At 70.7% G+C, this 14,164-nt stretch carries 12 protein-coding genes; 3 read left to right on the forward strand and 9 right to left on the reverse strand.

Annotated features, from left to right (window positions below):
* Nucleotides 1-156: 156 nt before the first annotated feature.
* The 7 genes from ACZ4XX_RS20320 to pgsA all read right to left on the reverse strand — a co-directional run bounded on the left by ACZ4XX_RS20320 (nt 157) and on the right by pgsA (nt 6,407).
* Nucleotides 157-909, reverse strand: a complete 753-nt coding sequence (locus ACZ4XX_RS20320) for a YebC/PmpR family DNA-binding transcriptional regulator (protein ID WP_468509249.1) — start codon at nt 907-909, stop codon at nt 157-159.
* A 62-nt stretch (nt 910-971) separates the two neighbouring features.
* Nucleotides 972-1,562 (reverse strand): pyridoxal 5'-phosphate synthase glutaminase subunit PdxT, encoded by a 591-nt coding sequence (pdxT, locus tag ACZ4XX_RS20325; protein ID WP_468509250.1) that lies wholly within the window; start codon nt 1,560-1,562, stop codon nt 972-974.
* Nucleotides 1,563-1,568: 6 nt separating this feature from the next.
* On the reverse strand, nt 1,569-2,483 hold the full coding sequence (pdxS, locus tag ACZ4XX_RS20330; protein ID WP_030204560.1) for a pyridoxal 5'-phosphate synthase lyase subunit PdxS: 915 nt from the start codon (nt 2,481-2,483) through the stop codon (nt 1,569-1,571).
* A 115-nt stretch (nt 2,484-2,598) separates the two neighbouring features.
* Nucleotides 2,599-3,141: a membrane protein gene (locus ACZ4XX_RS20335; protein WP_030316227.1), complete on the reverse strand. Its 543-nt coding sequence runs from the start codon at nt 3,139-3,141 to the stop codon at nt 2,599-2,601.
* Nucleotides 3,142-3,526: 385 nt separating this feature from the next.
* Complete coding sequence (locus ACZ4XX_RS20340; RefSeq protein WP_468509251.1) at nt 3,527-4,678, reverse strand: glycosyltransferase family 4 protein; 1,152 nt, start codon at nt 4,676-4,678, stop codon at nt 3,527-3,529.
* On the reverse strand, nt 4,675-5,748 hold the full coding sequence (locus ACZ4XX_RS20345) for a phosphatidylinositol mannoside acyltransferase (protein WP_468509252.1): 1,074 nt from the start codon (nt 5,746-5,748) through the stop codon (nt 4,675-4,677). Before ACZ4XX_RS20345 ends, ACZ4XX_RS20340 begins: the two co-directional genes overlap by 4 nt.
* On the reverse strand, nt 5,745-6,407 hold the full coding sequence (gene pgsA, locus ACZ4XX_RS20350) for a phosphatidylinositol phosphate synthase (RefSeq protein WP_468509253.1): 663 nt from the start codon (nt 6,405-6,407) through the stop codon (nt 5,745-5,747). Before pgsA ends, ACZ4XX_RS20345 begins: the two co-directional genes overlap by 4 nt.
* 275 nt (nt 6,408-6,682) lie before the next feature.
* On the opposite strand from pgsA, the gene ACZ4XX_RS20355 reads away from it, so the two are divergent.
* Complete coding sequence (locus ACZ4XX_RS20355; protein ID WP_468509254.1) at nt 6,683-8,878, forward strand: elongation factor G-like protein EF-G2; 2,196 nt, start codon at nt 6,683-6,685, stop codon at nt 8,876-8,878.
* 197 nt (nt 8,879-9,075) lie between these two features.
* On the forward strand, nt 9,076-10,734 hold the full coding sequence (locus ACZ4XX_RS20360; RefSeq protein WP_468509255.1) for a hypothetical protein: 1,659 nt from the start codon (nt 9,076-9,078) through the stop codon (nt 10,732-10,734).
* Between the two features lie 118 nt (nt 10,735-10,852).
* Here the strand turns inward: ACZ4XX_RS20360 and ACZ4XX_RS20365 are convergent, their stop codons facing one another.
* Nucleotides 10,853-11,416 carry an HIT family protein gene (locus ACZ4XX_RS20365; RefSeq protein WP_468509256.1) on the reverse strand — a complete coding sequence of 188 codons (564 nt, stop codon included), beginning with the start codon at nt 11,414-11,416 and terminating at the stop codon, nt 10,853-10,855.
* Between the two features lie 66 nt (nt 11,417-11,482).
* Here ACZ4XX_RS20365 and ACZ4XX_RS20370 point away from each other — a divergent pair, with 66 nt between their 5' ends.
* Nucleotides 11,483-12,160 carry a potassium channel family protein gene (locus ACZ4XX_RS20370; RefSeq protein WP_468509257.1) on the forward strand — a complete coding sequence of 226 codons (678 nt, stop codon included), beginning with the start codon at nt 11,483-11,485 and terminating at the stop codon, nt 12,158-12,160.
* An 18-nt stretch (nt 12,161-12,178) separates the two neighbouring features.
* On the opposite strand, the gene thrS is transcribed toward ACZ4XX_RS20370, so the two are convergent.
* A complete protein-coding gene (thrS, locus tag ACZ4XX_RS20375) occupies nt 12,179-14,155 on the reverse strand; it encodes a threonine--tRNA ligase (RefSeq protein ID WP_468509258.1) in 1,977 nt (658 codons plus the stop codon).
* Between the last annotated feature and the right edge of the window lie 9 nt (nt 14,156-14,164).

The following is a 14,164-nucleotide window of genomic DNA, read 5'->3' on the forward strand; positions in this document are numbered from 1 at the left end:
GAGCCCACAAAAACCCCTCCCCCCCCCCCCCTCCCCTTCCTTTTTGGTTGGTCACGCCCGTCCCCACCAAAAAAAAACCCGGGGGGGCCCGGGGGGGCGGGGGGGGGCCCCCCCCCCCCCCCCCCGCTGCGGAACCGTGTCGATCGACGGCCGGGATCAGGCGTCGACCTTCTCCATGACCTCGTCGCTGACGTCGAAGTTGGCGAAGACGTTCTGCACGTCGTCGCTGTCCTCCAGCGCGTCGATCAGCTTGAAGATCTTGCGCGCGCCCTCTTCGTCGAGCTCGACCTGCATGGTCGGGACGAAGCTGGACTCGGCGGAGTCGTAGTCGATACCGGCCTCCTGGAGGGCGGTGCGGACCGCGACCAGGTCGGTGGCCTCGCTGATGATCTCGAAGGACTCACCGAGGTCGTTGACCTCCTCGGCGCCGGCGTCGAGCACCGACTCCAGGACGTCGTCCTCGGACAGCTCGCCCTTGGGGAGCACGATGACGCCCTTGCGGTTGAACAGGTACGAGACCGAGCCCGGGTCGGCCATGGAGCCGCCGTTGCGGGTCATGGCCACGCGCACGTCGGAGGCGGCGCGGTTGCGGTTGTCGGTGAGGCACTCGATGAGCACCGCGACACCGTTCGGGCCGTAGCCCTCGTACATGATCGTCTCGTAGTCGGCGCCGCCGGCCTCGAGACCCGCACCGCGCTTGAGCGCGGAGTCGATGTTCTTGTTCGGGACCGACTGCTTCTTCGCCTTCTGGACGGCGTCGAACAGCGTCGGGTTACCGTCCAGGTCGGCGCCGCCCGTGCGGGCCGCGACCTCGATGTTCTTGATCAGCTTCGCGAAGAGCTTGCCGCGCTTGGCGTCGATCACGGCCTTCTTGTGCTTCGTCGTAGCCCATTTAGAGTGGCCGGACATCTGCCTGTCTCCTTCGCGTAACCCATTTCTGAACGAACCCCAGAGATCCTACCGGGATCGGATCAGCGTGCCGCGCGCACCATGTCGACGAACAGGGCGTGAATGCGGTGATCCCCGGTGAGCTCCGGGTGGAACGAGGTCGCCAGCACCCGGCCCTGCCGTACGGCGACGATGTGGCCCTCGTGCTCGGCGAGGATCTCGACCTCGGCGCCGACGGACTCCACCCAGGGGGCGCGGATGAAGACGCCCTCGACGGGGCCGTCCTCGACGCCCGCGACGGTGACGCCGGCCTCGAAGGACTCGTTCTGCCGCCCGAAGGCGTTACGGCGGACGATCATGTCGATGCCGCCGAAGGTCTCCTGGCCCGAACGCGGGTCGAGGATCTTCTCGGCGAGCATGATCAGCCCGGCGCAGGTGCCGTAGACCGGCAGGCCGGCGGCGATGCGCTTGCGCAGCGGCTCCGCCATGCCGAACAGCTCGGCCAGCTTGGAGATGGTGGTGGACTCCCCGCCGGGGATGACCAGACCGTCGATCTCGGCCAGCTCTTCGGGGCGCCGGACCGGCCTGGCCACGGCGTCAGCCGCGGCCAGGGCGATCAGGTGCTCCCGTACGTCGCCCTGGAGTGCCAGGACCCCGATCACGGGTGTGCTCATGAGTGACTACCAGCCGCGGTTGGCGTAGCGCTCGGACTCGGGGAGGGTGTCGCAGTTGATGCCGACCATGGCCTCGCCCAGGTTGCGGGAGGCGTCCGCGATGATCTTCGGGTCGTCGTAGAAGGTGGTGGCCTTCACGATGGCGGCGGCGCGCTTGGCCGGGTCGCCCGACTTGAAGATGCCGGAGCCGACGAAGACGCCCTCGGCGCCGAGCTGGCGCATGAGCGCGGCGTCGGCGGGGGTGGCGACGCCACCGGCGGAGAACAGCACGACCGGGAGCTTGCCGAGCTCGGCAACCTCCTTGACGAGCTCGTACGGGGCGCGGAGGTCCTTCGCCGCGGCGAACAGCTCGTTGTTGTCGAAGCCGCGCAGCCGGGCGATCTCGTTCTTGATCTGGCGCAGGTGGCGGACGGCCTCGACGACGTTGCCGGTGCCGGCCTCGCCCTTGGAGCGGATCATGGCCGCGCCCTCGGCGATGCGGCGCAGGGCCTCGCCCAGGTTGGTGGCGCCACAGACGAAGGGGGTCGTGAAGGCCCACTTGTCGGAGTGGTTGACCTCGTCGGCCGGGGTCAGGACCTCGGACTCGTCGATGTAGTCGACACCGAGGGACTGCAGGACCTGGGCCTCGACGAAGTGGCCGATGCGGGACTTGGCCATGACCGGGATGGAGACCGCGCCGATGATCTCTTCGATCATGTTCGGGTCGGACATACGGGCCACGCCGCCGTCCTTGCGGATGTCCGCGGGGACCCGCTCCAGGGCCATGACGGCCACGGCGCCGGCGTCTTCGGCGATCTTCGCCTGCTCGGCGTTGACCACGTCCATGATCACGCCGCCCTTGAGCTGCTCGGCCATGCCGCGCTTCACACGGGCGGTGCCGGTCTCGGGGGACTGGGGGGAAACGGAAGGCGTGGTGGACACGGGTACCTCACTCGTGACAACAGGGGTTGACGACTAGATCGAGGAAACAGTCCACCTGCAGTCCACAGCAAGGGCCAATGTGGACCCGGTGGATCGTTTTCGCAGGCTGAGAGCGTCAAGCCGGGCGGTCGGCAAGGGCCACCGGCGCCTCGTCGTCCATTTCGAAGGCCAGCGGGAACGGCGCGTGGCCCGCGAGCCGGAACCAGCGGACCGTACGGTGGCGCCGCAGCGCGCGGGCGGCGCGGACGGCGTCGTTGTGGAAACGGCGGGCCATCGGCACCCGGCGGACGGACGCCGCCAGCTCCTCCGCGGCCTCCTCGCCACCGGGAGCCTCCCGGACGAGCTCCACCTGCTCGGGCTCGCCGAACACCACCCGCAGGGCCTGGCTCAACTCGCTCTCGGCGACCTCCCGATGGTCCTCCTCGGCCTGCCGTGCGGCGTGCGCGGCCTCGTACAGCACGATCGAGGCGGCGGGGTCGAGGACACCTGAGGTGGCCAACTCCTGGGTGACCGAGGCCCGACGCAGCAACTGCGCGTCCAGGGCCGCGCGGGCGGCGTCGATACGGGAGTGCAGCCGGTCGAGCCGTCCGGCGGTCCAGCTGAGATAGACGCCGATGAGAATCAGCGCGACGACGGTCCAGATCAGGGTTTCGGTCACGGGCGGAAAGGCTACCGGGGCGACGGCGGCCCCCTTCCCGAAGGCCATGGACGCGGTCGCCGCGGTCGAGGCGGGGAAGAGCCCACCGCCGTGCGGGCATCGCCCCTCCCCCACGGCGGAGACGGGCGCGCACGGAACGGCGCCCTCTGGCGGCGCCTCCCATGGACCGCGCCCGCACTGACACCCCGCCCACCCCGTTGTGGGCCATCGTTCCGCAGGGCGGGCCGGCAGCCCGGCGGGCGCGACCGCAGGACACGCGACGCGGACCCGGCGGGCCCGGGCCCAGGGCCGACGGCCTCGGACCCTGGCCGCGGGCCCAGGGCCGGGGGCCTCGGGCCCGACCGGGGTGGTGGCGCGGCGCGGGTCGGGGCCCTCGTCGGGGTTTCTACAGGCCCAGTCTCGCCCGTAGGCCCACGCGTTCGTCCGTGTCCACCGCCGCCGCCCCGTCCGTCACCGTCTCGTAGACCGCCAGGATGTCCGCGCCGACCGTCGTCCAGTCGAAGCGGCGGACGTGGGCCGAGCCCCGGACGCTCAGTTCCGTACGGCGCTCCTCGTCGCCGAGGAGTCGGATCGCCGCGTCCGCGAGCGCGTCCGCGTCCTCGTTGGTGAAGAGTTCGCCCGCCGCCCCCTGGTCCAGGACCTGCGCGAACGCGTCCAGGTCGGAGGCGAGGACCGGCGCTCCCGCCGACAGCGCCTCGACGAGGATGATGCCGAAGCTCTCGCCGCCGGTGTTGGGCGCCACGTACACGTCGACGCTGCGCAGCAGCCGCGCCTTGTCCTCGTCGCTGACCATGCCGAGGAACTCCACCCGGGCGCGCATCTCCCGGGGCAGCGAGGCCACCGCCTCCTCCTCGTCTCCGCGCCCGGCGACGAGGAGCCGCGCCCCGGGCCGCTCGGTGAGGATCCTGGGGAGCGCCCGCATGAGGACGGGCAGGCCCTTCCTCGGCTCGTCGATGCGCCCGATGAAGCCGAGCGTCTCGCCCTGCCACTCCTTCTTCGGCTCGGCGCGCGCGAAGAAGTCCACGTCGACCCCGTTGGGGATGACGACGGCGTCGCCGCCGAGGTGCTCGACGAGCGTGCGCCGCGCGTACTCGCTCACCGCGATGCGCGCGCTGATCTTCTCCAGCGCCGGCTGGAGGATCGGGTACGCGGCGATCATGGCCCGCGAGCGCGGGTTCGACGTGTGGAAGGTGGCCACGATCGGCCCCTGCGCCGCCCAGCAGGTCAGCAGCCCGAGCGACGGCGAGGTCGGCTCGTGGATGTGGACGACGTCGAAGGTGCCGTCGTGCAGCCAGCGGCGCACCCGCGCGGCCGAGAGGAAGCCGAAGTTGAGCCGCGCCACGGAGCCGTTGTACGGCACGGGGACGGCCCGGCCGGCCGACACCGCGTACGGCGGCAGCGGGGTCTCGTCGTCGGCGGGCGCGAGGACGGAGACCTCGTGGCCGAGCCGGATGAGGTGCTCGGCGAGGTCACGGATGTGGAACTGGACGCCGCCCGGCACGTCCCACGAGTACGGGCAGACGATCCCGATCTTCACTCTCCGTGCTCCCCGCCCCGCTCGGTACCCGCGGTCCCGGCGGCCGTTCCGGTCTCCGGGCGTTCGTCCAGGTCCGCGAGCCACAGTCGTTGCAGCATGTGCCAGTCCTCCGGGTGGTCCGCGATGCCGGTGGCGAAGGCGTCGGCCAGCGCCTGTGTCATCACGGACGTCTTCTCGGCCCGCGTACCTGACTCGGGCACGTCGATCGGCGGGTGGATGCGCCCCCGCATGACCGCTGTGTCGTCGTACCAGAGCGTCACCGGCAGGAGCAGCGCGCCCGTCTGCTGGGCGAGGATCGCCGGTCCCGCCGGCATCCGCGCCGTGTCCCCGAAGAACGTGACCTCGGTGCCGGAGGCGGAGAGGTCACGGTCGGCGACCAGGCAGACCAGGCCGCCCGCCCGCAGGCGCCGTGCCAGCGTGCCGAAGGCGGAGCCCCCGGTGTGCGGGAGGACCTCCATGCCGAGGGACTCGCGGTAGGCCACGAAACGGTCGTAGAGCGTCTCCGGCTTGAGCCGCTCCGCGACCGTGGTGAAGGGCACGCCGAGACAGCGGGTCACCCACACGCCCGCGAGGTCCCAGTTCGCCAGGTGCGGCAGGGCCAGGACGACCCCGCGCCCGGCGGCCAGGCCTTCCTGGAGGTGGTGGACGTCCCTGATGTCCGTCCCGCGCTCGACCCGCTCCTTGCTCCAGGTCGGCAGCCGGAAGGACTCCATCCAGTAGCGCATGTACGAGCGCATGCCGGCCTTCGACAGCTCGGCGAGCCGCTCGGGCGTGGCGTCCGGCACCACGCGCGCGAGGTTGGACTCGAGACGCAGGACGCTCTTGCCCCGTCGCTTCCAGGTGAGGTCGGCGATCCGCCGGCCGAGGCCGGCGGCCACCGGCTCGGGCAGCTTCTTGACGGTCGCCCAGCCGGCGCCGTACAGCCCGTCGCTCAGTCGTTCCTTGAGCGTGCTGCCCGTGGACGTGCCGCTGCCCGGGGGCGTACCACCCTCCGGGGTCGCGCCACCGCCGGGGGCAGTGCCTCCCCCCGGCACGCCGTCCTCGGGCGGGCCGTCCTTCAGCGTGCTCATGTCGTCGCCCCGCTCCCGCCGGCCGCGGCGGCGTCCGCCTCGGCCGATTCCCGTCGTACGGTCACGACCCGCTGGCCCAGGGTGACGGCGCTGCCGACGGCCACGATCCACAGCGCGATCGGCAGCAGCACCTCGACCCCGGGGACACCGAACGTGTGCAGCCCGGCGAGGCCGGCCGCGACGAGCGAGATCACCAGGCGTTCGGCGCGTTCGATCAGTCCGTTGACGGCGACGGGCAGGCCAATCGATTCACCACGGGCCTTCGTGTACGACACGACCTGACCGCTCGCCAGGCAGAAGATCGCCACGGCGCACAGGACGTTGTCGTCGCCCGTGCCCGCGTACCAGAGCGCGAAGCCACCGAAGATGGCGCCGTCGGCGACCCGGTCGAGCGTCGAGTCGAGGAAGGCACCCCAGCGGCTGGAGATGCCCGCCTGCCGGGCCATGTTGCCGTCGACGAGGTCGGAGAAGACGAACAGGGTGATGACGATGGTGCCCCAGAAGAACTCCCCGCGCGGGAAGAAGACCAGTGCACCGGCCATCACTCCCGCCGTGCCGATGAGCGTGACCGCGTCGGGGCTGACGCCCCTGCGGAGCAGAAACGCGGCGAACGGTGTGAGGACACGCGTAAAAAATGCACGCGCGTACTTGTTCAGCATGGCCTTCCCGAGGTTCGGTGGGCCGCGCGGCCCCTACGACCACCGGCTCACCCATCGTAGCCACGCGCACCCCGGCGCACGGGCGGCACCCGCCCCATCGCCTCCACGTCCCCCACGAGGGCCCTCCCCGTGTACGACGTATGGACGCCTCCTTGCGTCGGTGCAAAGCTCGAAGGACCACCGCGGGCACCCGCCGGAGCCGTACCGCGACACACCACTCCCCCGTGGCACCCGTTGTACCGCCGCACCGTGCGAGCAGTCGGGAGGAACACATCATGGGTGACAAGGCGAACACGGCCGCCGGAGCCGCCGGCAGGGCTTTGACGGCCGACCGGCCCACGGCCGTACGGAACGTGGTGCTGGTCGGCCACAGCGGATCGGGCAAGACGACCCTGGTCGAGGCGCTCGCGCAGACCGCCGGCGCGCTCAACCGGGCGGGCAGGGTCGAGGACGGCGGCACCGTCTCCGACTACGACGAGATCGAGCACCGCCGGCATCGCTCCGTACAGCTCTCCCTCGTTCCCGTCGGCTGGGACGGGTACAAGATCAACCTCCTCGACACCCCCGGGTACGCCGACTTCGTCGGGGAGCTGAGGGCCGGTCTGCGCGCCGCGGACGCGGCCCTCTTCGTCGTCTCGGCCGCCCAGGAGGCCGACGCCGTCGCCGCCTCCACCCGGATGATCTGGGAGGAGTGCGCAGCCGTCGGCATGCCCCGGGCCATCGTCGTCACCCACCTCGACACCGCCCGCACCGACTTCGGCGAGCTCACCGAGGTCTGCGCCTCGCTCTTCGGCGGCGACGACCCGGACGCCGTCCTGCCCCTCTACCTCCCCGTGCACGGCGACGAGGGCGCCGACGGGCACGCGCCCGCGACCGGTCTGGTCGGCCTGCTCTCGGAGCGGATCCTCGACTACTCGACGGGGGTACGGCGGGAGAACCCGCCCGACGAGTCCCAGCGGGAGCTGATCGCGGAGGCCCGGGCCCGGCTGATCGAGGGGATCATCGCCGAGAGCGAGGACGAGAACCTGATGGACCGCTACCTCGGCGGCGAGTCGATCGATGTGAAGACGCTCGTCGACGACCTGGAGAAGGCCGTCGCCCGGGGCACCTTCCACCCGGTGCTCGCGGCCGCCCCCGCCGCCGACGGCGGTACGCAGGGCCTGGGCACCCTCGAACTCCTGGAGCTGATCACCCGCGGCTTCCCGTCCCCCCTGGAACACGAACCGCCCGCCGTGACCACCCCGGACGGCCAGCCCCGTCCGCCCCTCGCCTGCGACCCCGAAGGCCCCCTCGTGGCCGAGGTCGTGAAGACCGCCGCCGACCCCTACGTGGGCCGGGTCTCCCTGGTCCGGGTCTTCTCCGGCACCCTGCGCCCCGACGAGACCGTCCACATCTCCGGTCACGGCCTCGCCGACCGGGGGCACGAGGACCACGATGTCGACGAGCGGATCGGCGGCCTCACCTCTCCCTTCGGCAAGCAGCAGCGGCCCATGGCGCACTGCATCGCCGGGGACCTCGCCTGCGTGGCGCGACTGGGCCGCGCCGAGACCGGCGACACGATCTCCGCGAAGGACGATCCGCTGCTGATGGAGCCCTGGAGCATGCCGGAGCCGCTGCTCCCGCTGGCCGTCCAGGCCCATGGCAAGGCCGACGAGGACCGGCTCTCGCAGGGTCTCGCCCGGCTGGTCGCCGAGGACCCCACGCTGCGCCTCGAACAGAACCAGGACACCCGGCAGGTGGTCCTGTGGTGCCTGGGCGAGGCCCACCAGGACGTCGTCCTCGACCGCCTCCGCGGCCGGTACGGGGTCCAGGTCGACGCCGTGCCGTACAAGGTGTCGCTGCGCGAGACCTTCGGCGGCGCCTCGGCGGGCCGGGGCCGGCACGTCAAGCAGTCCGGCGGCCACGGCCAGTTCGCCATCTGCGAGATCGAGGTGGAGCCGCTCCCGGCGGGCAGCGGCATCGAGTTCGTCGACAAGGTGGTCGGCGGCGCGGTCCCCCGCCAGTTCATCCCCTCCGTCGAGAAGGGCGTCCGCGCCCAGGCCGCGCGCGGTGTCGCGGCCGGCTATCCGCTCGTCGACATCCGGGTCACGCTCAAGGACGGCAAGGCCCACTCGGTGGACTCCTCCGACGCCGCGTTCCAGACGGCCGGGGCGCTCGCGCTGCGCGAGGCGGCGGCCGACGTCGCCGTCCACCTCCTGGAGCCGGTCGCCGAGGTCCAGGTCCTGGTGCCCGACGAGTACGTCGGTCCGGTGATGAGCGATCTGTCGGGGCGGCGGGGCCGGGTCGTCGGCACCGACCAGGCCGGTCCCGGACGGACCCTGGTCCGGGCCGAGGTGCCGGAGATCGAGATCGGGCGGTACGCGATCGATCTGCGGTCCGTGTCGCACGGAACGGGCCGCTTCGACCGTACGTACGCCCGGCACGAGCCGATGCCCCCGCACCTCGCCGAGAAGGTCCGCGAACAGGCCTGAAATGGCTCCTGGTCGAGGCAGTGACACAGGAGTGACAGCGGTGAACGTTCGCCCGGCACATGTCGGGCGAACGTCATTCGGCCTCGATATCCACAGGCGGTGACGCACACGACGGTACCCGGTTACGCTGTGGTGCCCAGCTCAGAAGGTGTGCGGGGCGCGGCAGTTGGGAACAGCCCGCACAGGTAACCGCGGCGATGGGGGCGGCAGTGGCGATCGATGGCTTCGGACCCGGGGCGCAGGTCCCCCTCATGGGCACGGGCGGCGGTACGGGGGCGACGAACGCGCTCGCGTCCGCCGCGTACCGGGACAGCGAGCTGAAAACCATTCAGGAAGCGGACAACGACCTCTACAAGACGACGCTCAAGGCCGGGAAGTGGGAGAAACTCTTCCGCCCCGACCTCGGCGAGGCCTTCTCCCGAGCGGTCCAGGTCCGCATGCTCGGCGGCGGCCGCGGCGCCCTGATCCAGTCGTTCGGCGCCGAGCCGCAGCCGGTCGTCGAGCACTGCCTCGCGGCCACCCACATCCGCCGCCGGCGCGACGCCCGGCTGACCCTGGTCACCTTCGTCTGCGGCGTCCTCTTCCTTCCCGGCCTGCTGCTCTGGCTCGGCGTCATCCAGCTGCGCCGCCTGGCCGCCGGCTCCGACAACAAGCGGACGAGCCTCGTCGGCACGGTCCTGCTGTGGGGGGCGGGGATCTTCGCCGCGCTCGTGCTGCTCAAGCTGCCCTACGACGGGCTCCTGCCGAACTACCTGCGCGCGATGCTCGTGGCCCCGGTCATCGGCTGGTTCCTGGCCCGCCGGATCTGCGACCGGTCCGCCGTCGACCTGCGGGAGCGCTGGACGGGACTGCTCAGCGGTGGTGGCGCCGGTCCGCAGGTCCCCAAGTCCGTTCCGCAGGACCCGGGCGAGAAGGAGGCGGAGGAGCTCCGGCTGAACCTGGAGAAGCTCTCGGCCGAGCAGCAGTCCAACATCGCGTTCTACGCGGGCCCCAAGGGCATCCTCGGTCTGGGCACCCGCTGGGGCAGCTGGACGCTCGCCGAGGAGCTCGTCCCGCAGGCCGGCCGGGAGATCCACGACTTCCGCGCCTGGGACGTCATCCGCAAGATCCACGACCAGCTCGCCCTGCTGGAGCGCGGCTCTCTGAAGACCGGCTTCCCGAAGCCGACGGTCAAGCACTGGATCGTCTCGGCGGTCGGCGAGGGCGCCGACTCGGTCACCCGGCCCGAGGGCGACAACATCGTCCACTTCCAGGTCAAACCGCACGAGATACAGCGCATCTGCAACGACCAGCAGTTCGGCGCGGGCAACCGCCACTACCTCGGCGTCCAGTTCACCCTCTGGGACGGGAACCTCGTCCTGACCATGATGGTCACGGTGACCTCGCTGCACCACACGCTGAGGATCGAGGTCACGGGCCACGCGCTCGGCCCCGTGCACGGCCTGTTCGCCACGAAGCCGAAGGCCAAGACCAAGGAGGTCTCGAAGGCGGTCCGCTTCTGGGAGACCAAGGAGATCCAGCAGCCCCTGCTCACCACCGACGACGTCGTCCGGCTGGCGGTGCGCGCGCCGCTCACCTGGTACCCGCCGGTCCTGGAGTTCCTCGGCGGCAAGATGGTCCTGCCCGAGCCCTTCGGCCTGCGGCACGTCTGGGCCGGTCCGCTCTGGAAGAACCGCTTCATGGCCGACGACGCCATACGGATGGCGACGCCGGTGCTGCGCGCGGTCCACTCCGCGACCCTGAAGTTCCTCGACGAGCACAACGTGGACACGGAGCGCTTCACCAACCGCTCGCTGGTCCTCAGCGGCGGCGTCCAGGAGCCGGGCCCCAAGAAGGCCGACGTCTACGACGCGTGACGGGGCGGCCGTACGCGAGGGCCACGGCCGGCCGCCGTCACCGGACCGTACGCGAAGGGCCCGGGTCCACTGCTGTGGCCCGGGCCCTTCGCGTACGGATCAGGTCCTCGCGTACGGATCAGATGGTGGCCGGCCAGGCGTCGGCCAGCATCGTCCGGGTGTCCGCGAGGAGCTGCGGCAGCACCTTGGTGTGTCCGACGACCGGCATGAAGTTGGTGTCCCCACCCCAGCGCGGCACCACGTGCTGGTGCAGATGGGCGGCGATCCCGGCGCCCGCGACGGCGCCCTGGTTCATGCCGATGTTGAAGCCGTGCGCGCCGGAGGCCGCTCGCAGCGCGACCATGGCGCGCTTGGTGAATTCGGCGAGCTCCGCCGTCTCCGCCTCGTCCAGGTCCGTGTAGTCGGCGACGTGACGGTAGGGGACGACCATGAGGTGACCGCCGTTGTACGGGTACAGGTTGAGCACCGTGTAGACGCTCCGGCCCCGGGCGATCACCAGGCCGTCCTCGTCCGACTTCGACGGGATCGAGCAGAACGGACAGCCGTCCTCGGCGCCCGGCCCGGTCGGCTTGTTCTCGCCCTGGATGTACGCCATCCGATGAGGCGTCCACAGGCGCTGGAACGCGTCCTGCGTCCCCACTCCGATCTGCTGCTCCGGCTCAGTCGTCATGCTGTGCAGCATATTGCGTCGCCCGTTCGGAACGTGTCGCCGGGGCAAAGCTTCCCTGCTCCCGGAGATGCTGATCCGATGGACGCGAGGCCGGAGAAGCAGGAACGCTGGGACCGCCGCATGGAGGCACCGCTCGCGGTGGCATCCCTGCTCTTCCTCGCCGGGTACACGGTGCGGGTGCTCGCCAACGGCATGGGCCAGGTCTGGCTGGACCTCTGCCTGGCGATCACGCTCGGGGCGTGGTGCGTCTTCATCGTCGACTACGTGGTGCGGCTCCGGCTCAGCGGCCTCGGTCCACTGCGCTTCGTCCGCGCGCATCTCCTGGGCACGATCGTGCTGCTGCTGCCGCTGCTGCGGCCGCTGCAGATGGTGAGGATCTACGAGCGGATCCAGCGCCGCCGCGACAAGCCTCGCCTGACCCTCTACGCCCGCGTCATGGCCTACTCCAGCCTCACGGTCACCCTGCTCGGTTTCGCGGGCGCGCTCGGCGTGTACCAGCACGAGCGCGGCGCCCCGGGGGCCACGATCCGCACCTTCGGCGACGCCCTCTGGTGGGCCGTCGAGACACTAACGACGGTGGGCTACGGCGACGTCACCCCGGTGACCACGGTCGGCCGCTTCATCGCGGTGGGCATGATGGCGTGCGGAGTCGCCCTGATCGGGGCTGTCACGGGTTCGTTCTCGTCCTGGCTGATCCAGACGTTCACGCGGGAGGACGAGAAGAGGCCCCCGGGTGGTACCCCGGGGGCCTCTTGAAGCCGTGCGACCGGTGGGTCAGACCTGGACGCGGTCCTCGACGACCTTGGCGATCTTGGCGATGGCCTCGTCGACGGGGATGCCGTTCTCCTGCGAACCGTCGCGGTAGCGGAAGGAGACGGCGCCGGCGGCCATGTCCTCGTCACCCGCGATGATCATGAACGGGACCTTCTGCTTCTGCGCGTTGCGGATCTTCTTCTGCATCCGGTCCGAGGACGAGTCGACGTCCACCCGCAGGCCCTGCTTCTTCGCCTTGGCGGCGAACTCGTGCAGGTAGTCGACGTGCGCGTCGCCGATCGGGATGCCGGTCGCCTGGACGGGGGCCAGCCACGGCGGCATCGCGCCCGCGTAGTGCTCCAGGAGCACGGCGAAGAAGCGCTCGATCGAACCGAACAGCGCGCGGTGGATCATGACCGGGCGCTGCTTGGTGCCGTCCGGGGAGGTGTACTCCAGGTCGAAGCGCTCCGGCAGGTTGAAGTCGAGCTGCACGGTCGACATCTGCCAGGTACGGCCGATGGCGTCGCGCGCCTGCACCGAGATCTTCGGGCCGTAGAACGCGGCGCCGCCCGGGTCGGGGGTCAGCGGGAGACCCTGCTTCTCGGCGACCTGCTGGAGGACCGCGGTGGCCTCCTCCCAGATCTCGTCCGAGCCGACGAACTTCTCCGGGTCCTTGGTGGACAGCTCGAGGTAGAAGTCGGTCAGACCGTAGTCGCGCAGCAGGTTCAGGACGAAGGTGAGGGTCTTGTCGAGCTCCTCCGCCATCTGCTCCTTGGTGCAGTAGATGTGCGCGTCGTCCTGGGTGAAGCCGCGGGCGCGGGTCAGGCCGTGCACGACGCCCGACTTCTCGTACCGGTACACAGTGCCGAACTCGAAGAGGCGAAGCGGCAGTTCACGGTACGAGCGGCCGCGCGCGTCGAAGATCAGGTTGTGCATCGGGCAGTTCATGGGCTTCAGGTAGTAGTCCACGCCCTCGTCGAGCTGCATGGGGGGGTACATGCCCTCGGCGTACCAGTCGAGGTGGCCCGACTTCTCGAACAGCTTGCCCTTGGTGGCGTGCGGCGAGTAGACGAACTCGTAGCCCTCCTCCTCGTGGCGCTTGCGCGAGTAGTCCTCCATGACCCGGCGGATGATGCCGCCCTTGGGGTGGAAGACGGCGAGGCCGGAGCCGATCTCGTCGGGGATGGAGAAGAGGTCGAGCTCGTTGCCCAGCTTGCGGTGGTCGCGCTTCTCGGCCTCGGCGAGGAAGTCGAGGTGGGCCTTCAGCTCGTCCTTCGACGGCCAGGCGGTGCCGTAGATGCGCTGGAGCATCGGGTTCTTCTCGCTGCCGCGCCAGTAGGCGGCGGCGTTGCGCATCAGCTTGAACGCCGGGATGTTCCGGGTGGTGGGCAGGTGGGGACCGCGGCAGAGGTCCTTCCAGCACAGGTCGCCGGTCTTGGCGTCGATGTTGTCGTAGATGGTCAGCTCGCCGCCGCCCACCTCGACGCTGGCGCCGTCGTCGGTCGAGGCGGAGCCCTTGATGCCGATGAGCTCCAGCTTGTACGGCTCGTCCGCCAGCTCGGCGCGGGCGTCCTCGTCGGTCACCACGCGGCGGGCGAAACGCTGGCCGCGCTTCTGGATCTCCTGCATCTTCTTCTCGATGACCTTGAGGTCCTCGGGAGTGAAGGGCTTCTCGACGTCGAAGTCGTAGTAGAAGCCGTCCCGGACCGGCGGGCCGATGCCCAGCTTGGCCTCGGGGAAGAGCTCCTGCACGGCCTGGGCCATGACGTGCGCGGTCGAGTGGCGCAGGATGTCCAGACCGTCCGGGGAGGAGATCTCGACGCCCTCGACGACGTCGCCGTCGGCGAGCTCGTACGACAGGTCCTTCAGCTCGCCGGCCACGCGGGCGGCGATGATGGTGCGGTCGTCGGCGAACAGGGCGCCGGCGGTGGTGCCCGCGCTCACCGCCCTCTCCTCTGCTTCCGAGGGGGACTGGACGGTCACACGGACTTCAGACACAGGTACTCC

Source organism: Streptomyces sp. NPDC029956 (assembly GCF_055574655.1).